The sequence below is a fragment of the Treponema pectinovorum genome, assembly GCF_900497595.1.
In the GTDB taxonomy this organism is placed as follows: domain Bacteria; phylum Spirochaetota; class Spirochaetia; order Treponematales; family Treponemataceae; genus Treponema_D; species Treponema_D pectinovorum.
Map to the genome: position 1 here is coordinate 79,002 of NZ_UFQO01000006.1, position 15,060 is coordinate 94,061.

Genomic DNA, 15,060 nt, shown 5'->3' on the forward strand with positions numbered 1-15,060 from the left:
ATGATTTCACTCGATCAGGTTCTTCTTCTTGAACAAAAAGTTGAAAACGCTGTTGAAAAGATTCAGCAGCTTAATGCGGAAAATGCTGCTTTGCGTAGAAAATGCACAGAGCTCACAAATGCACTTTCGGCAAAAACGGAGCAGTTTTCTTCTTTTCAGTTGGATCAGAACAGGATCGAGGAAGGAGTCTTAAAAGCCTTGGAACGACTAAGCGCTGTAGAAAATGCAGTGCATTCTGTATCTTTTGAAACTGATAATTCATCAATTCAAAAAGATAATCAAATCCATTCACAGCAAGAAGTTCAAAACTCAAAAGAACAAATTCCTAATAATGCTGTAGAACAGAACTTTAAACAGGTTTCTCTCAATACTTTTGACAATGCTGAACCTATTCAAAACGAAAACCAAAATAATAACGAAAAAACTGATAATTCCCAGCCTACTTTTGATATCTTCTAAATAAAAACGGAGGTATAAAAATGGGAACTTTGCAGATAGATCTCTTGGGAACTTCCTTTTCAATTAAAGCCACAGAAGACGACGAATATCTGAAAAAACTCTTCGGCTACTATAAGAGCATAACAGAAGAAATCCAAAAAACTGGAATGATGAAAAACAACACTCACATAGCAATCCTTGCAGGAATAATGCTTTGCGATGAGTTATATAAAGAAAAATCAAAAAATGTAACTTCTGCTGCAATTCAAGATAACACAGAAAGCAAAGAAGCTGAAAAACACACCCAACAGATGATTGAAAAATTGAAGTCGGTTTTAGGTGAATAAAAAGTGTATTCATTTGTAATCTGGATAGATGCGGATTCCTGCCCTCTTTTAGTAAGAAATTATGTTATTGATTGTGCAAAATCAAAATCGATGAATGTGAGTTTTGTCGCAAACAGAGAAATTCCTTTTCCTAAAGACAATCCGCTTTTCAAGATGTGCATAACAGAAAAAAAAACTGGCTCTGCCGACGACTTTATATTTGAAAACGCAAAAGGAGCAGACGTAGTAATAACGCGCGATATTGTATTTGCGGCAAGACTCGTAGAAAAAAAAATCTGCGTGATGAACGACAGAGGAACAATTTTTACAAAAGACAACATAAAAGAGCGCTTGCTGGAACGAAATTTTTATCTGAATATGGCAGAACTTGGATTTGGTTCAAACGATAACAGATACGGTCAAAAAGAACTTAAAAAATTTGAAACAACTTTTGAAAAGGTAACTGCTCAACTACGAGTGAACGAAACTTTTTCTCGAAAAAAATAAAATCGACAGACAAGCATTTTTATTGAGCAACGAACATTTTTACGTTTAATGTAGAGATTTTTATTTTACACAATGCTTTGCTAACAAGACAAAATCGTCGTTTTTTAGATTTTAGGCTTCGTGTGTTTTCCAAGTTTCGTTTATCGCTATTATTCTGTCTTTTACCTGCATAAATGCTTTTACAAGGTCTGGGTCAAATTGAATTCCAGACAAGTCTTGAACTTCTTTAAAAGAATCTTCCAAAGACCAAGCAGTTTTATACGAACGTTTGTGACTTAAAGCATCAAAAACATCAGCGATGGCAACAATCCTAGCGGCAAGCGGAATTTCTTCGCCTTTGAGTGGTTCTGAATTTCCAACTGGTTGACCAGGTTCATATTTTAAATAATCAATTTTTCCGGGATAGCCTTTTGGACTTCCGTTCCAATATTCATGGTGCCTGAGGGCAACATCTCTGCACATAATATCTAATGAAGAATCCGCATCTGCAAATAAAAGTCCGCCAACACAAGTGTGCCCTTTCATCACAGCTCGCTCTTCGTCTGTAAGCCTCGGAGAAACTTTTTTTAGGATAGAATCTGGAATTCCGATTTTTCCAAAATCATGGCACTTTGCAGCGATTTTTAAGTTATCGCGGAATTTCTGTTGCTCGTCCAAATCTATATTGTTGTTAACAGCCCAACGGTCATAAATTTCAATGGCAAAAGACGAAACTCTCTCTACATGCTGATACGTTTCTTTAGGGTCACGATATTGCGCCATTTTCTGCATTCGCTTTATCATATTTACCGTAAGATACGCATGTTCAAGAGCTTGAGTTGCACTGGATGCAAAATGTTTTACAAAAAGCTCTTCATCTTCGCCAAAATAAGTGATATTTCCGATTCTATCCTTTGCATTTATTATTTGAAGAACTCCCAAAGTCCTTCCGTTAGCCATTTTTAAAGGGATGCAAAGCATGGAAACGGTTTTATATCCTGTTGCTAAATCTGTTTCGATATTAAAAGAGTAAGGAGCCTCTGGAGGAATGTGATATGCATCCTTTAAATTTACGATTTGTCCAGAAACAACAGTATAACCTGCAATAGACTTTTCGCTTATAGGGAAAGAAAAAGCAACATACGGGAGTTTTGAACCTTTTGGCAATTTTTTTAATTGTGTGCTATTTTGTGCATATTTTATTTTTAATCTGTCGTCTTCTACAACATAAATTGAACCTGCGTCAGCTCTAACCATTCTTCGAGCTTCAGTAAGGATGCGCTCTAAAAGAACATCAAAATCCTGAATTTCGCCAAGCAAACGTTCAATTTTTATGATGGTTTGAAGTTTTTTTCCTTTCGTCGATGAACGCATAAAAACACTCTTCCCTTATTATAATTTTCTGGATTTTATCACACAAGTAAAAAATCCGCTAGATTTTAAATATTTTTTTTATGTAAAAGAGAAAAATAAATCGGTCCCGAATTTTCGCAAATGTCAGGAAGAATTTGAACGCCAAATTCTGTTTTTTCTCCTTGCGGCAAATCTTTTGAACAAAATGAACTAACATCAATTGCTATCTCTGGCGAAAAAATTTGAACATCATCAAATTTCTTTAAAAGACGCTCGATAACACAATCGTTTTCATCTTGATTCATCGCACAAGTCGAATAAAGAAGATAGCCGTTTTGATTTAACATTCGCCATGCAGACGACAGAAGCGTCCATTGTGCAAATGAAAGTTTTTTTACGCGCGATGGCGACCAATCTTTTAGATAATTTTCATCTTGAAGAACATGCCGCTCAGACGAGCAAGGCGCATCCAACAAAATTCTGTCAAAACGATTTTCTTTTGAAAGGCACAAAAGTCCGCCATCTTTCCCAATCACAGTGATTCGATTTTGCACTTCTTCTGGCAAACAATTTTGAATATTATGAACCAATCGTAGCCTGCGCTCAGCAGAACGCTCGTTGCATAGAAGACTTGCATCTTTTTCCATAGACGCCGCTAAAATCAAAGACTTACCACCAGGAGCGGCACACATATCCAAAATAGATTTTGCATTATCAAGCGGAAGGGAACATACAGCTCTAACTGATGCCCTATCTAAAAAATAACTTTCGTTTCCACCTGCATTAAATTCACTTTGGTTTACGCTATCTAAAAGTGCAGCTTTTAAAATAGGCCAGCGTTCTTTATATATTGATGAATAATAAGATTCAAATCCTTCTGAACCCATTTTTTTTTGAATTCTGTCTTTTTGCTTCAATCTAAATCCTCCGAAATTGAATCTAAAAACTTTTTAGCGATTTTAACCTTAAAAATTGACTTTGATTTTTGTTTTTGGTTCAGAGAATCTTCGACCTCTTCAAATTCTAACAGGCCAGCTTTTATCTTGTATTCAATAACGCGCTCTACTGCCCTATCAATTTTTAGAGCAAAATCCGAGGACGACGCGGCTTTTTGCAACAGGAGTTTTGCAACTTCGCCATAACGTTTTTCGCTGAGCATGATTATATCCGTTCCGCTTTCTATAGCTTTTATTGCAGCCTCGTCTGGAGGAAAACCATTTAAAGCAAGTGCACCCATAAAAATATCATCGCTTATTACAAGCCCCGCAAACGAAAAATGTTTCCGCAAAACCTCGCCAACCCAAAAATTTGAAAGGCAAGCAGGTTCTCCTTTAAAAGTTTTTGAATGCAAAAATAAATCCTTATCAAAATCTGACGCATTTTCTTCAATATCAGATTGCACAAGACAAAGGCGTGCATGGCTCATCAAAACCGCAGATGAAAATGGGAGAAGTTCTTTAAACGGCAAAAGATATGTTTCGTTTAGCGTTTTTAAATCGAGTTTAATTTCTGGCAAACCTGTATGAGGATCTGTATTTGTGTTTCCCGGAAAATGTTTTAAAACTGTTAAAACTTTTTGATTTTCAAATGCATTTATTTCAAGCGGAGCGTATTCTAAAACTTTTTGGAGACTTCCAAACGAGCGAGTTCCTAAAAATTTAAAATTTTCAGGAGTTTCAACTTCAACAACTGGAGCAAGATTCATATTAAAACCCAAATTACAAAGTTCATCTGCCTGCTCTTTGTAAAGTTTTGCCGCTTGTTCTAAAGTCATTTTCGAAGCGACAGTTTTATTTGAAGGAAAAATATTCGTCAACGATTTTAATCGGTTCACATCGCCACCTTCCTGGTCAACAGCGATAAAAGGAGGTGGATTTTGATTTTTTAGATAAAAATCGTGAATCGATTTTATAAAGGTTTGAACTTCGTCTTTTGTTTTTGCAATGTTATAACCAAAAAATAGGCAGCCGCCTGCAAGAAGTGGCGTTTGTTTTTTTTGCTCGGAAAAAATTTTGCAAGTTTCAACTGGAATAAATTTCTGATTTCCTTCGATGTTGACCAAAAAAAGCTGAGAAATTTTTACTTCGCTTTGTAAATTCCTTACAAAATCTTTTATCGCTTCGTCTTTCGCCTCTGAAATTTTGGACGAAGATTTTTCATCATTATTGCAAGCCAAAAAACTAAATAAAGCAAAAATAAAAAAGATGCTAAAAAAATAAAATCGCTTCATAAAAATATATTTCGTCTAATATAGCAAAAATCTAAAGTCGATTTTACTTCAAAACAATAAATCATCAGCAATCGCAAAATGATATTCCAAATGCAGCGATGATTTTTACAAATATAATTGCAATCAATCTTGTGATTAAACTTTAAATTTGCCTATCAAATTATCTATAGTTTCCACAGCCACTTTTGTTTTTAGCGCAAGGTCTTTTACCATATTTGTCGCTTGATTTATCTGTTCGGAGTCGGTTGCCATCTTATCCATACTTGTCAAAATTGTATTTGAAATATGACTTACCGACTGCATATATTGAGCGACAGTTCCCATCGCAGTTGAAAGTTGATTTGAACTTTCGTCAACAAGTGTTGATTCGTCTTTCATATTTGTAAGCGCTTCTAATATTTGCGAAGAACCTGCATTTTGCTCTGCCATTGCATTTGAAATTTGAAGAACCAATGGCTCAACAATATTTACTTGATTGTCTATCGTATTAAAACTTTGCTGCGAAGATTCAGAAAGCCTTCCACCTTCATTTATGAGATTTGTTATATCCTTTACATTTTCTTCGATCGATTTTGCTTGATTGCCTGAATTTTCAGCGAGTTTTCTAATTTCATCTGCTACAACAGCAAAGCCTTTCCCTGCTTCTCCAGCATGGGCGGATTCAATCATCGCATTCATTGCAAGAAGGTTTGTCTGTGCAGAAATCGATTTTATGATGTTGTTTGCTTCCGTAAGAAGTTTAGATTTATCTTCAACCTGCTTCATTACATCGCTGGTTGCCCTTACATTTTGTGCGCCATCTTTTATGAGTTTTGTTAAATCTTTAAACGAAGACGACATCATATCTATGGACGCAGTAACAGCCTTTATGTTCCCAAGCATCTGCTCAATGGCAGCCGACGATTCTGTTAAATCTGAAGACTGCGCGACTATGTTTTCCTTTAATTTTTGCATTGAAAGTCCAGATTTCGAAATTATATCGTTTGTATGAGTTACGGCCTTTACTTGATTTTCTGTGCGGCCTTTTACAAATTCGATATTCGACATTATTTGAGAAGTTGCAGTTGCTGTCTGCTGAGAATTTGAGCCTAATTCCTGCACAACATTTTGAATTTCAAAGGATTTTGAATACAGTTCTTTTACTAAATCCTGCAATAAAGATACAAACGAATTTACACCACTTGCTAAATCCTGCAATTCATCTTTGCCTTTTTCTGGCAAGCGATAAGTTAAATCCGTTTCGCCACTTGAAAGCTCCACTACGGCTTTGTTCGTCATCTTTAACGGCTTACGAACAACAAAATAAACAAAAATTACAAAAGAAACTATTATCAGAAGGCTCGCAATTAACTGGGCAACAAAAATAATGGTCTTTAACTGATTTGAAAGTCTACTTATGGAAATAGAACTCTTTGCAACCAAAAATATGCAGTCGTTTATACCTTTGCCATTCCAGTATTGCCCCAAATAAGTCGCACCAGCAATTTCCACCGTTTCAATCAATTTTTTTTCTTTTTTTAATCTGCTTTGCACTTCAGCAGAAATTGAAGTATTCATCAAATTTTTTGCGGAAGAAGCGATAACCTTGCCACCGTGAATTATAGCAAAGTGGCAACCAACGCTTTCTGGCATTCTGTCCATAAATTCTGGAGTATTAATTTTTTGTGCAACCTCTATTGCACCTTTAATCTCTTCTTCCACTTTTAAAGGAAAAAGCGAATACGCTAAAAACGAACCATTATTTGCAAGTTTTAAGCCAGAAAAAGATTTCCCTTTTAACGCGTCTTTTAATTTTTCTGTGGCAGAATTTTTTGAGCCTATGGAAGAATAAAGCAAATTTTCATCCACATCAAAAATTTTTATGTATTCTAGGTCAAAATTTTCTATCTGTTTTTTGCAAATAGACTCTATTGATTTTTTGTCATCCCAAAAATCGCAGACTAGTTCCGAAGAATATTTTGCTAAACAATGAACATTCCAAATTTCTTGATCTATCAAGTCTTCTACAACAAATTTGGCATTTGTTATACCTGCTTTTTCGTTTTCAAATAATCTTGCTTCAATAAGCTTGCTAAGCCCAAAAACAAGCGAAACTGTAGAAATTAAAAGCACCACAGCAATAGGTAAAATCAACTTTATAAAAATGGACTTTAGTCTTAAGCGCATATCATTCCTTCCTCGTGGAAAAACGAGTTTATTATAGTAAAAAAATCAAAGTCGAAAATAAATTGATATATAGTATTCGTTATTGCTAACAACCTTTTCTGTCCAGACTGCACGCTTGAACAGTTACGCCCTCTTCCGTAAGAACTTTTAAACCTTTTTCTTTTAAAAATGACTCCCAGTCTGTAAAAATTTTTCCATCATCTCCAACGCACGCTGGAAGACCTATATCGTGAATCGCCTTTAAACGGTCAAAAATTTTATCGCTATCTCTGTAGATTAAAAATTGCTTTAAGTTTTTTAAACTTTCAGTTACGTCCAGATATTCGTATTCAATTCCGTAATTTTTAAAATTGAATTCACACGCCCTGCAATCAGGACACATTTTGCTTCCGTAGATTTTTATCATAAGTTTCTCCTTATAGATTATTTGCGATTTCTGTATAAAAACAGCAAATCGTTATTTTGTAATTTTTTTTAATTTAAGTTTTTTTGAGCCAGGACTCCTTAATATTGACCTGTACTTCAATAAGATATAATATTCGGAGCAAAGAGTTCAATACCCCCTAGGGGTAAAATATCGGAGAGAGATATATATTTATGAAATCCTTAACAAAAAATTACTGCAAAGATGAACAGTCGCTTGAAAGCGTAAACGATTGTTGCTGTTCAAAAAGAAAAACGCAAAGAGGTTATGACGAATACAAAAATCTTACCAACAGGCTATGCAGGATAGAAGGACAGATAAAAGGAATTAAGCGAATGCTGGAAAATAATTGCTACTGTCCCGACATCTTGATTCAAGTTTCTGCGGTAAATTCTGCCTTAAACTCTTTTAACAAAGTTTTGCTTGCAAGCCATCTGCGCACCTGCGTCATAGACGACATAAAAAATGACAAGGAAGGGATAATAGATGAACTTGTTGCAACTTTGCAAAAGCTCATGAAATAAAATACACAAATCATTCTTATCGGAGGTGATTTTATGGATAAATATGAAGTTTCTGGAATGTCGTGTGCCGCCTGCGTCGCGAGAGTCGAAAAAGCAGTTTCAAAAGTAGAAGGTGTTTCTTCGTGCACGGTAAGCTTGCTTACAAATTCCATGGGTGTAGAAGGAAATGCAAACGGAAACGAAATAATCCAAGCTGTAAAAAATGCAGGCTACGATGCAAAGCCTCTAAACGATAGCGAAAAAAAATCAACTTCATCTTCTTCTTTAAACCAAACAGAGAAATTGCTAGAAAATAAAGAAACCCCAATCCTCGTAAAAAGGCTCATCTATTCTAGCGTGCTGCTTTTGGCACTTATGTATGTGAGCATGGGACGAGCGATGCTGAATTTTCCGCTTCCGTCGTGGTTTACAAAAGGTGGAACAAACTATGTTGCAATAGGACTTTTGCAGATGATTTTATCCGCAGTGATAATGCTGATAAATAAAAAATTTTTTGTAAGCGGTTTTAAAAGTCTCGTTCACGCTTCTCCAAATATGGATAGCCTTGTTGCAATGGGTTCTGGAGTTTCGTTCGTATATAGCACGATAATGCTCTTTGGAATGAGCGCAGCTGTCATGAACGGCGACAATGAAAAAATTCTTCATTATATGAAAAATCTTTATTTTGAAAGTGCCGCTATGATTGTAACGCTGATCACAATAGGAAAACTTTTAGAATCCGTTTCAAAAGGCCGCACAACTTCCGCTTTAAAAAGCCTGATGAAACTCGCACCAAAAACAGCAACTGTCATACGAGATGGCAACGAAGTTGAAATTCAAATTGAAGATGTTCGAAAAGAGGATATTTTTGTCGTTCGCCCAGGAGAAAATATTCCAGTCGACGGAATAATAATTGAAGGCAATACAGCGATAAATGAATCCGCCTTGACAGGAGAGTCGATTCCTGTTGATAAAAAAGAAGGCGATGAAGTTTCTGCCGCAACGACAAATCAGACAGGTTTTATAAAATGCAGGGCAAGCAGAGTTGGAGAAGATACAACGCTTTCACAAATAATACGCATGGTAAGCGATGCCGCAGCGACTAAAGCACCGATAGCAAAAATTGCAGACAAGGTTTCTGGAGTTTTTGTTCCTGTTGTGATTTTAATTGCAACTATTACCTTTATAATTTGGCTTTTTGTCGGAGCAGAATTTTCGTTTGCACTTAGGCACGCAATCGCCGTTCTGGTTGTTTCTTGTCCGTGTGCACTAGGACTTGCAACTCCTGTAGCAATAATGGTCGGAAGCGGAGTTGCAGCAAAAAACGGAATTCTTTTTAAGACATCCTCTTCGCTTGAGCAGGCAGGAAGAACAAAGATTGTCGCTCTGGATAAAACTGGAACTCTCACAAAAGGTGAACCTGTCGTAACAGACATAGTTTTAAATGAAAATTCAAAAGATTCGAATATAGAAACATTCTTAAAAAAAGCGGCAAGCCTTGAATCAAAAAGTGAGCATCCGCTTGCAAAGGCCATCATTCAAAAAGCAAAAGACGAAAAAATCGAATTAAAAGAAGTAAAAGATTTTATCGCCCTTCCAGGATACGGTTTGAGTGCAACCTTAGACGGTAAAAAAATCGCTGGCGGAAATTTTGAATACATTTCAAAAGTCTGCTCAAATTCGATTGAAAATGAAATGCAAAAAAAAGCGGAAGAGCTTTCTTCACAAGGAAAAACTCCTCTGTTTTTTGTTGAGGATGAAAAACTGCTTGGAATAATTGCAGTTGCAGATGTTCTAAAGGAAGATAGCGTTCAGGCAGTTCAAGAATTAAAAGGCTTGGGTCTGAATGTAGTTCTTCTAACAGGCGACAACCAAAGGACAGCACTTGCAATAGCAAAAAATGCTCAGATAGAAGAAGTTATTGCAGGCGTTCTGCCAGACGGCAAGGAAAAAGTGATAAGAGCACTCAAAGAAAAAGGAAGCGTTTGCATGGTTGGCGACGGAATAAACGATGCTCCAGCGCTTACGCTTGCAGATACAGGCATGGCAATAGGAGCTGGAACTGATGTTGCCTTAGACGCTGCGGATGTGGTTCTTGTAAAAAGCCAGCTTACCGACGTTGCAACTTCTATCAGGTTGAGCCGAAAAACTCTGACGAATATTCATCAAAATTTGTTTTGGGCATTTTTTTACAACATAATACTCATTCCAATCGCAGCAGGTGCCTATCATCATCTTTTCAACCTGGATATGAATCCTATGTTTGGAGCGGCCGCAATGAGCCTTTCAAGTTTTTGTGTTGTCATGAATGCTCTACGATTAAATTTTTTTAGAGTAAAAAATATAAAACATTATAAAAGCATAAAAAATCCTGAACCAAAAAGTTTTATAATTGAAAACAACAAAGATAAAAACAATACAAAGGAGTCCACAATGGAAAAAACATTAAAAATCGAAGGCATGATGTGCCAGAATTGCGAAAGGCATGTAAAAGAAGCCTTGGAAAAAATCGACGGAGTTGAATCTGCAACAACAAGCCACGAAAAAAAGAGTGCAGTTGTAAAACTTTCAAAAGAAGTTTCGGATTCACAATTTGAAAAAGCGATTACGGATGCAGGCTACAAACTTGTAAAATAAAACTGAAAAAAAAATCGATTTATGCTCCAGCTGCTTTTGTCAGGGCAAAACTGGAGCATTTTTATGCATTTTTACATTTTAGATATTTGTTACTTCGCAAAGGCTTATAACCGCATTTTTAACACAGTCGCCACAGTCGCAAAGCACCTTTCCTGTTCCAACGCCTTTTAAATTTTTACAAATTGAATCGCCACATTTTTCTACAAAGGCGCGATGAATCTTCGCCGCTTCTCTGGGGCTTGCTTTTTCTCCGCCAATTACACCCAAAGCGATAACAGCCCCAATCAAAGCGCCACAAGTGCTTTCTAAGCAACCCATTCCGCCTGCAAAACCGCGAGCCATTGCAAGCAAAGTTTTTTCATCAACAGGAATTTCATCTTTAAAAACTTTTAAAACAGCCTGAGTGCAGTTGCATTCTCCAGATTTTTTTAAATTTGCAGCGAGTTCCGCCCTTTCTTGAATATCCATAATTTGTACCTCACAAAGCAAGTATACGATAAAATAAAAAAGAATTTGAAGATTACGAGATATACTCCGCTTTCGCTGCTGCCATAAACGATTAAATAAAAATCAGAGATTTATAAAGGTTTTCAATTTTGCTTGAGCAATTTTTATAGAGTTTCAAACTCGCAATCACAATGTTTCAAGATTTTTACCAGAATTATGAAATTCAGTTTTACTTTATATCTAAAAAAAACACTTTATCTTTGACTAAAAAAGGTTTAATACCGTACAATTATTAAAATTTGAAAGCTGGTTTTTATCACTTATGAAGTTGGTAAACGCTGAAGAACACTTTCATCTATAAAACCAAACTTATCTTTTTGGAGAATTAAAATGAAAGAAAGAATTGAAAACGGCAATATTAAAAATGCACTCTTTACCGACTTTTACGAACTTACAATGGCACAAGGCTACTGGAAAAATGAAATGGATCATGACGTTGTCTTTGATATGTTTTTCAGAAGGCAGGCGTTTAACGGTGGTTTTTCAGTTTTTGCAGGCTTAGACACTCTCTTGGATGCGATAACAGATTTTTCGTTCACAGAAGATGACATCGAATATCTAAAATCGCAGGGAATTTTTGAACAAGGATTTTTAGACTATTTAAAAGATTTTCGCTTTACAGGCGATATGTATGCGTTTAAAGAAGGTTCAGTTATTTTTCCGCAAGAGCCAATAATACGCATTCACGCAAAGCTCATAGAAGCACAAATTGTAGAAGGACTCATCCTAAACCAGATAAATTTTCAAAGTTTAATAGCAACAAAAACCACAAGAATTTGGCTCGCAAGCAAAAAAGGCTCAATAATGGAATTTGGGTTAAGGCGTGCGCAAGGTTTTGACGGAGCGATGAGCGCAACAAGGGCAAGTTTTATAGGAGGGGCATCAGGAACATCCAACACTCTGGCAGGTAAAATCTATGGAATTCCAGTTATGGGAACAATGGCACACTCTTGGATTATGGCTTTCCCTTCAGAATTAGAAGCCTTTAATGCTTATGCAAAAATTTATCCTTCCAAATCAGTTTTTTTAATAGATACATACGACACCCTTCGATCGGGAATAAAAAATGCTATAAAAGCAGGCGCAAAACTCGTTGAACAAGGATATAACTTTGGCGTAAGGCTTGACTCTGGAGATATTTCTTATTTAACCCAAGAAGTTAGAAAGGAATTAGATAGAGCAGGATTTCCTCAGGCAAAAATTACAGTTTCAAACGAACTTACAGAAGAGATAATAGAAACCTTAGTTCAAGATAAAACTCCAATCGACAGTTGGGGCGTGGGAACTCACATGGTAACAGGCGGAAATGAAGCAAGTTTTACAGGAGTTTACAAACTTGCTGCAAGGTTCGATAAAACGACAGGGAAAAATATTCCTGCAATGAAATTTTCAGATAATCCGGAAAAAAATACAAACCCAGGTGTAAAAAATGTCTACAGGCTCTACGATGAACAAGGAAACGCAAAGGCAGACATAATCGCACTGGAAAATGAAAAAATCGAAGTGGGAAAAGAATACAGATATTTTCATCCTATGGTAGATTACAGGCAGTTCTCTTTTAAAGCGGCAAAGGTTGAACCTCTGCTTCACAAAGTCGTACAAAACGGCAACAGAATTGTTCCAAAGCAAAATCCAGAAATAGAATTGAAAAAAGCACAACAACTTTTACATCAACAAATAGAAACTTTAGATGCTTCTTACAAGAGAATTTTAAATCCTCATATCTATAAGGTAAGTCTTACGGAAAACCTAAAAAATCTAAAACTGGACTTTATAGAAAAACTAAGAAAATAAGCAGATTTATGCAGACAGAATTCGACAGTATAAAAATCATTCTACAAAGTGCTATTTTTCGATTTTTGAAAAACTAAAAACTCAATATAAAATCATTTGATAAGAACCTTTGTCGCAACGGATTATGTCGATTTTTACAAAAGAATCATTTTCAATCGACTTGCGCAATCGAGAGATATACGAATAAACGGAAGATTTTCGATCAAAAAAATCGAATTTTCCTCCAAATACAGCTCGTTCAATTCTTTTTATAGAAAGTTCTTTGGAGCGATTTTTATACATAAAAACAAAAAGCCTAAAAAGCGAAGGACTCAAGGAATTTCGTATTCTAAACTGATTGAGGTCAATTTCCCTACACTCTGTGCCTTGCTTAAAAGTTTTAAATCCAACAGGAACAGCAGGCTGCATGAGAGCGATATGCCTTTTAATAGACGGATCGCTTACAATTTTGTTCAAGGAGTTTAAGATATCAAGATATACAGATTCAAATTTGGAAGAATAGCAAAGCTCATTTTGGCTAATCCAGTGTTCAATTCGCTCAGCATCACTCGGCAAAGGATCGTTATAGTAGATTACAGGAATTTTTTTGCCCATTTCTGCAATAACTTCAAAAAGATTAAAATAAGCACACCCCATCACCTGAAAATCGCAAATAATCATATCGATGCTGCATTTGTACGATTGCAAACTCTTGTAAAGATAAATCCAATCGTCTTGCATATAACAGTGGCAGTCTTTTGATTCCAGCCTATCCATTATAAGACGGCAAACATTTTTCTCCTTAGTTAAAAAACAAAGCTCCATTCTACATAACTCCTTCTAAAAGGTTATTTGAAGTAAAACCGTGTTGTGCAACTGATTAAATTTTCGTGCAAAAAGATAAAAAAATACACCTTTTTAATAACAATAAGTTATAACTTTTCTCAATTTTACCACTTTTGTTCGTTCAGAGTGGAGATTTTAGAGAAAAAAAATCGATTATAAGGTATTTTTTATCTTATGGGCGGCTTTTTGTTCCACTTGCGTTTCGCAAAAACCGGGCTTTGCGTGGTTCCGCTATCGCTCCATCGTCCTCGTCACTACGCTCCTGCGGTCGACGGCTTCGCCGCCACTCCAATCCCTGTCGCAGTCGCACAGGAGGTGCGACCTAAAAATAATTTTCTATCTCAAATCATTCATTTCTTATTGCAAATACTTTTTCAAAACTGCAAATCTTGGTTATTTCAAATTTCTCGCCTCTGATTTGACGGTTCGAATCCATTTTTTTGTTTATATAAGATTTTTTGCCAGAAATTCATATTTTTTTTTATTTCAAATTCTCGGGTATGGCGGATTCTGCCTTTCAAATCATTCATCGCTTATCGCAAATACATTATCAAAGCCACAAATTTTTATTGTTTCAAATTTCTCGTCTCTGATTTGACGGTTCGAATCCATTTTTTTGTTTATATAAGATTTTTTGTCAGAAATTCATATTTTTTTTATTTCAAATTCTCGGGTATGGCGGATTCTGCCTTTCAAATCATTCATCGCTTATCGCAAATACTTTTTCAAAACTGCAAATCTTGGTTATTTCAAATTTCTCGTCTCTGATTTGACGGTTCGAATCCATTTTTTTTGTTTACATTACAATTTTTTGTCAGGAATTCATATTTTTTTTTATTTCAAATTCTCGGGTATGGCGGATTCTGCCTTTCAAATCATTCATCGCTTATTGCAAATACATTATCAAAGCCACAAATCTTTATTGTTTCAAATTTCTCGTCTCTGATTTGACGGTTCGAATCCATTTTTTTTGTTTACATTACAATTTTTTGTCGGAATTCATTTGATTTTTTATAAAGAAATCTTCGGGTATGGCGGATTCGAACCGCCGACTCCTAACTCCCGAAGCTAGTGCGCTACCAGCTGCGCTAATACCCGTGGACATAAAAAAAGCCCTCTAAAAAGAGGGCTACGCGAGCAGCGGGGCTCGAACCCGCGATCTCCGGCGTGACAGGCCAGCGCGATAACCAGCTTCGCTATGCCCGCGTGATGTTGCCATACTATCAAAAAATACTTATTTTGGTCAATAGGGAAATTTAAAAAATATATTTTTTTTCGAGTTTTATTTAAACATTTTACAAGGCACAGATGTTTAATTGACACCACTACAGTCAGAATGATAAAATTAAATATTATATCTATAATAAGGGG

At 35.9% G+C, this 15,060-nt stretch carries 13 protein-coding genes and 2 tRNA genes; 6 read left to right on the top strand and 9 right to left on the bottom strand.

The window, feature by feature from the left end:
* The 3 genes from FXX65_RS08935 to FXX65_RS08945 are packed head-to-tail and all read left to right on the top strand — an operon-like array spanning position 1 to position 1,271.
* The gene (locus tag FXX65_RS08935; protein ID WP_147615979.1) at positions 1-459 is read left to right on the top strand and encodes a cell division protein ZapB; all 459 of its coding nucleotides are present in this window, start codon (positions 1-3) and stop codon (positions 457-459) included.
* Between the two features lie 20 nt (positions 460-479).
* Positions 480-785: a cell division protein ZapA gene (locus tag FXX65_RS08940; protein ID WP_147612774.1), complete on the top strand. Its 306-nt coding sequence runs from the start codon at positions 480-482 to the stop codon at positions 783-785.
* 3 nt (positions 786-788) lie between these two features.
* The gene (locus tag FXX65_RS08945) at positions 789-1,271 is read left to right on the top strand and encodes a DUF188 domain-containing protein (RefSeq protein WP_147615980.1); all 483 of its coding nucleotides are present in this window, start codon (positions 789-791) and stop codon (positions 1,269-1,271) included.
* Between the two features lie 111 nt (positions 1,272-1,382).
* Here FXX65_RS08945 and FXX65_RS08950 read toward each other — a convergent pair whose 3' ends face one another.
* The 5 genes from FXX65_RS08950 to FXX65_RS08970 all read right to left on the bottom strand — a co-directional run bounded on the left by FXX65_RS08950 (position 1,383) and on the right by FXX65_RS08970 (position 7,405).
* The gene (locus FXX65_RS08950; protein WP_147615981.1) at positions 1,383-2,624 is read right to left on the bottom strand and encodes an HD domain-containing phosphohydrolase; all 1,242 of its coding nucleotides are present in this window, start codon (positions 2,622-2,624) and stop codon (positions 1,383-1,385) included.
* A gap of 65 nt (positions 2,625-2,689) precedes the next feature.
* Complete coding sequence (locus FXX65_RS08955; protein ID WP_246104372.1) at positions 2,690-3,520, bottom strand: RsmB/NOP family class I SAM-dependent RNA methyltransferase; 831 nt, start codon at positions 3,518-3,520, stop codon at positions 2,690-2,692.
* A complete protein-coding gene (locus FXX65_RS08960; RefSeq protein WP_147615982.1) occupies positions 3,517-4,833 on the bottom strand; it encodes a glycoside hydrolase family 3 N-terminal domain-containing protein in 1,317 nt (438 codons plus the stop codon). Before FXX65_RS08960 ends, FXX65_RS08955 begins: the two co-directional genes overlap by 4 nt.
* A gap of 135 nt (positions 4,834-4,968) precedes the next feature.
* A complete protein-coding gene (locus FXX65_RS08965; RefSeq protein ID WP_147615983.1) occupies positions 4,969-6,999 on the bottom strand; it encodes a methyl-accepting chemotaxis protein in 2,031 nt (676 codons plus the stop codon).
* A gap of 85 nt (positions 7,000-7,084) precedes the next feature.
* Positions 7,085-7,405 (bottom strand): glutaredoxin domain-containing protein, encoded by a 321-nt coding sequence (locus FXX65_RS08970; RefSeq protein ID WP_147615984.1) that lies wholly within the window; start codon positions 7,403-7,405, stop codon positions 7,085-7,087.
* A gap of 191 nt (positions 7,406-7,596) precedes the next feature.
* Here FXX65_RS08970 and FXX65_RS08975 point away from each other — a divergent pair, with 191 nt between their 5' ends.
* Both FXX65_RS08975 and FXX65_RS08980 read left to right on the top strand, forming a co-directional pair.
* Positions 7,597-7,947 carry a metal-sensing transcriptional repressor gene (locus FXX65_RS08975; protein WP_147612780.1) on the top strand — a complete coding sequence of 117 codons (351 nt, stop codon included), beginning with the start codon at positions 7,597-7,599 and terminating at the stop codon, positions 7,945-7,947.
* Positions 7,948-7,980: 33 nt separating this feature from the next.
* Positions 7,981-10,563 carry a heavy metal translocating P-type ATPase gene (locus FXX65_RS08980; RefSeq protein ID WP_147615985.1) on the top strand — a complete coding sequence of 861 codons (2,583 nt, stop codon included), beginning with the start codon at positions 7,981-7,983 and terminating at the stop codon, positions 10,561-10,563.
* A 78-nt stretch (positions 10,564-10,641) separates the two neighbouring features.
* On the opposite strand, the gene FXX65_RS08985 is transcribed toward FXX65_RS08980, so the two are convergent.
* Positions 10,642-11,031: a C-GCAxxG-C-C family protein gene (locus FXX65_RS08985; protein ID WP_147615986.1), complete on the bottom strand. Its 390-nt coding sequence runs from the start codon at positions 11,029-11,031 to the stop codon at positions 10,642-10,644.
* Between the two features lie 369 nt (positions 11,032-11,400).
* Here FXX65_RS08985 and FXX65_RS08990 point away from each other — a divergent pair, with 369 nt between their 5' ends.
* Positions 11,401-12,864 (top strand): nicotinate phosphoribosyltransferase, encoded by a 1,464-nt coding sequence (locus FXX65_RS08990; RefSeq protein WP_147615987.1) that lies wholly within the window; start codon positions 11,401-11,403, stop codon positions 12,862-12,864.
* Positions 12,865-12,945: 81 nt separating this feature from the next.
* On the opposite strand, the gene FXX65_RS08995 is transcribed toward FXX65_RS08990, so the two are convergent.
* The 3 genes from FXX65_RS08995 to FXX65_RS09005 form a co-directional block, all read right to left on the bottom strand.
* The gene (locus tag FXX65_RS08995) at positions 12,946-13,668 is read right to left on the bottom strand and encodes a helix-turn-helix domain-containing protein (protein ID WP_147615988.1); all 723 of its coding nucleotides are present in this window, start codon (positions 13,666-13,668) and stop codon (positions 12,946-12,948) included.
* Positions 13,669-14,714: 1,046 nt separating this feature from the next.
* Positions 14,715-14,787 (bottom strand) — tRNA-Pro (locus tag FXX65_RS09000).
* Between the two features lie 34 nt (positions 14,788-14,821).
* Positions 14,822-14,895 (bottom strand) — tRNA-Asp (locus tag FXX65_RS09005).
* Positions 14,896-15,060 lie beyond the last annotated feature (165 nt).

Excerpts from the sequence above, each read along its gene's own strand:
- FXX65_RS08960 (WP_147615982.1), bottom strand. The coding sequence starts at position 4,833 with ATGAAGCGATTTTATTTTTTTAGCATCTTTTTTATTTTTGCTTTATTT.
- FXX65_RS08995 (WP_147615988.1), bottom strand. The coding sequence starts at position 13,668 with ATGGAGCTTTGTTTTTTAACTAAGGAGAAAAATGTTTGCCGTCTTATA.
- FXX65_RS08990 (WP_147615987.1), top strand. The coding sequence starts at position 11,401 with ATGAAAGAAAGAATTGAAAACGGCAATATTAAAAATGCACTCTTTACC.
- FXX65_RS08980 (WP_147615985.1), top strand. The coding sequence starts at position 7,981 with ATGGATAAATATGAAGTTTCTGGAATGTCGTGTGCCGCCTGCGTCGCG.
- FXX65_RS08985 (WP_147615986.1), bottom strand. The coding sequence starts at position 11,031 with ATGGATATTCAAGAAAGGGCGGAACTCGCTGCAAATTTAAAAAAATCT.
- FXX65_RS08970 (WP_147615984.1), bottom strand. The coding sequence starts at position 7,405 with ATGATAAAAATCTACGGAAGCAAAATGTGTCCTGATTGCAGGGCGTGT.
- FXX65_RS08940 (WP_147612774.1), top strand. The coding sequence starts at position 480 with ATGGGAACTTTGCAGATAGATCTCTTGGGAACTTCCTTTTCAATTAAA.
- FXX65_RS08975 (WP_147612780.1), top strand. The coding sequence starts at position 7,597 with ATGAAATCCTTAACAAAAAATTACTGCAAAGATGAACAGTCGCTTGAA.
- FXX65_RS08935 (WP_147615979.1), top strand. The coding sequence starts at position 1 with ATGATTTCACTCGATCAGGTTCTTCTTCTTGAACAAAAAGTTGAAAAC.
- FXX65_RS08965 (WP_147615983.1), bottom strand. The coding sequence starts at position 6,999 with ATGCGCTTAAGACTAAAGTCCATTTTTATAAAGTTGATTTTACCTATT.
- FXX65_RS08950 (WP_147615981.1), bottom strand. The coding sequence starts at position 2,624 with ATGCGTTCATCGACGAAAGGAAAAAAACTTCAAACCATCATAAAAATT.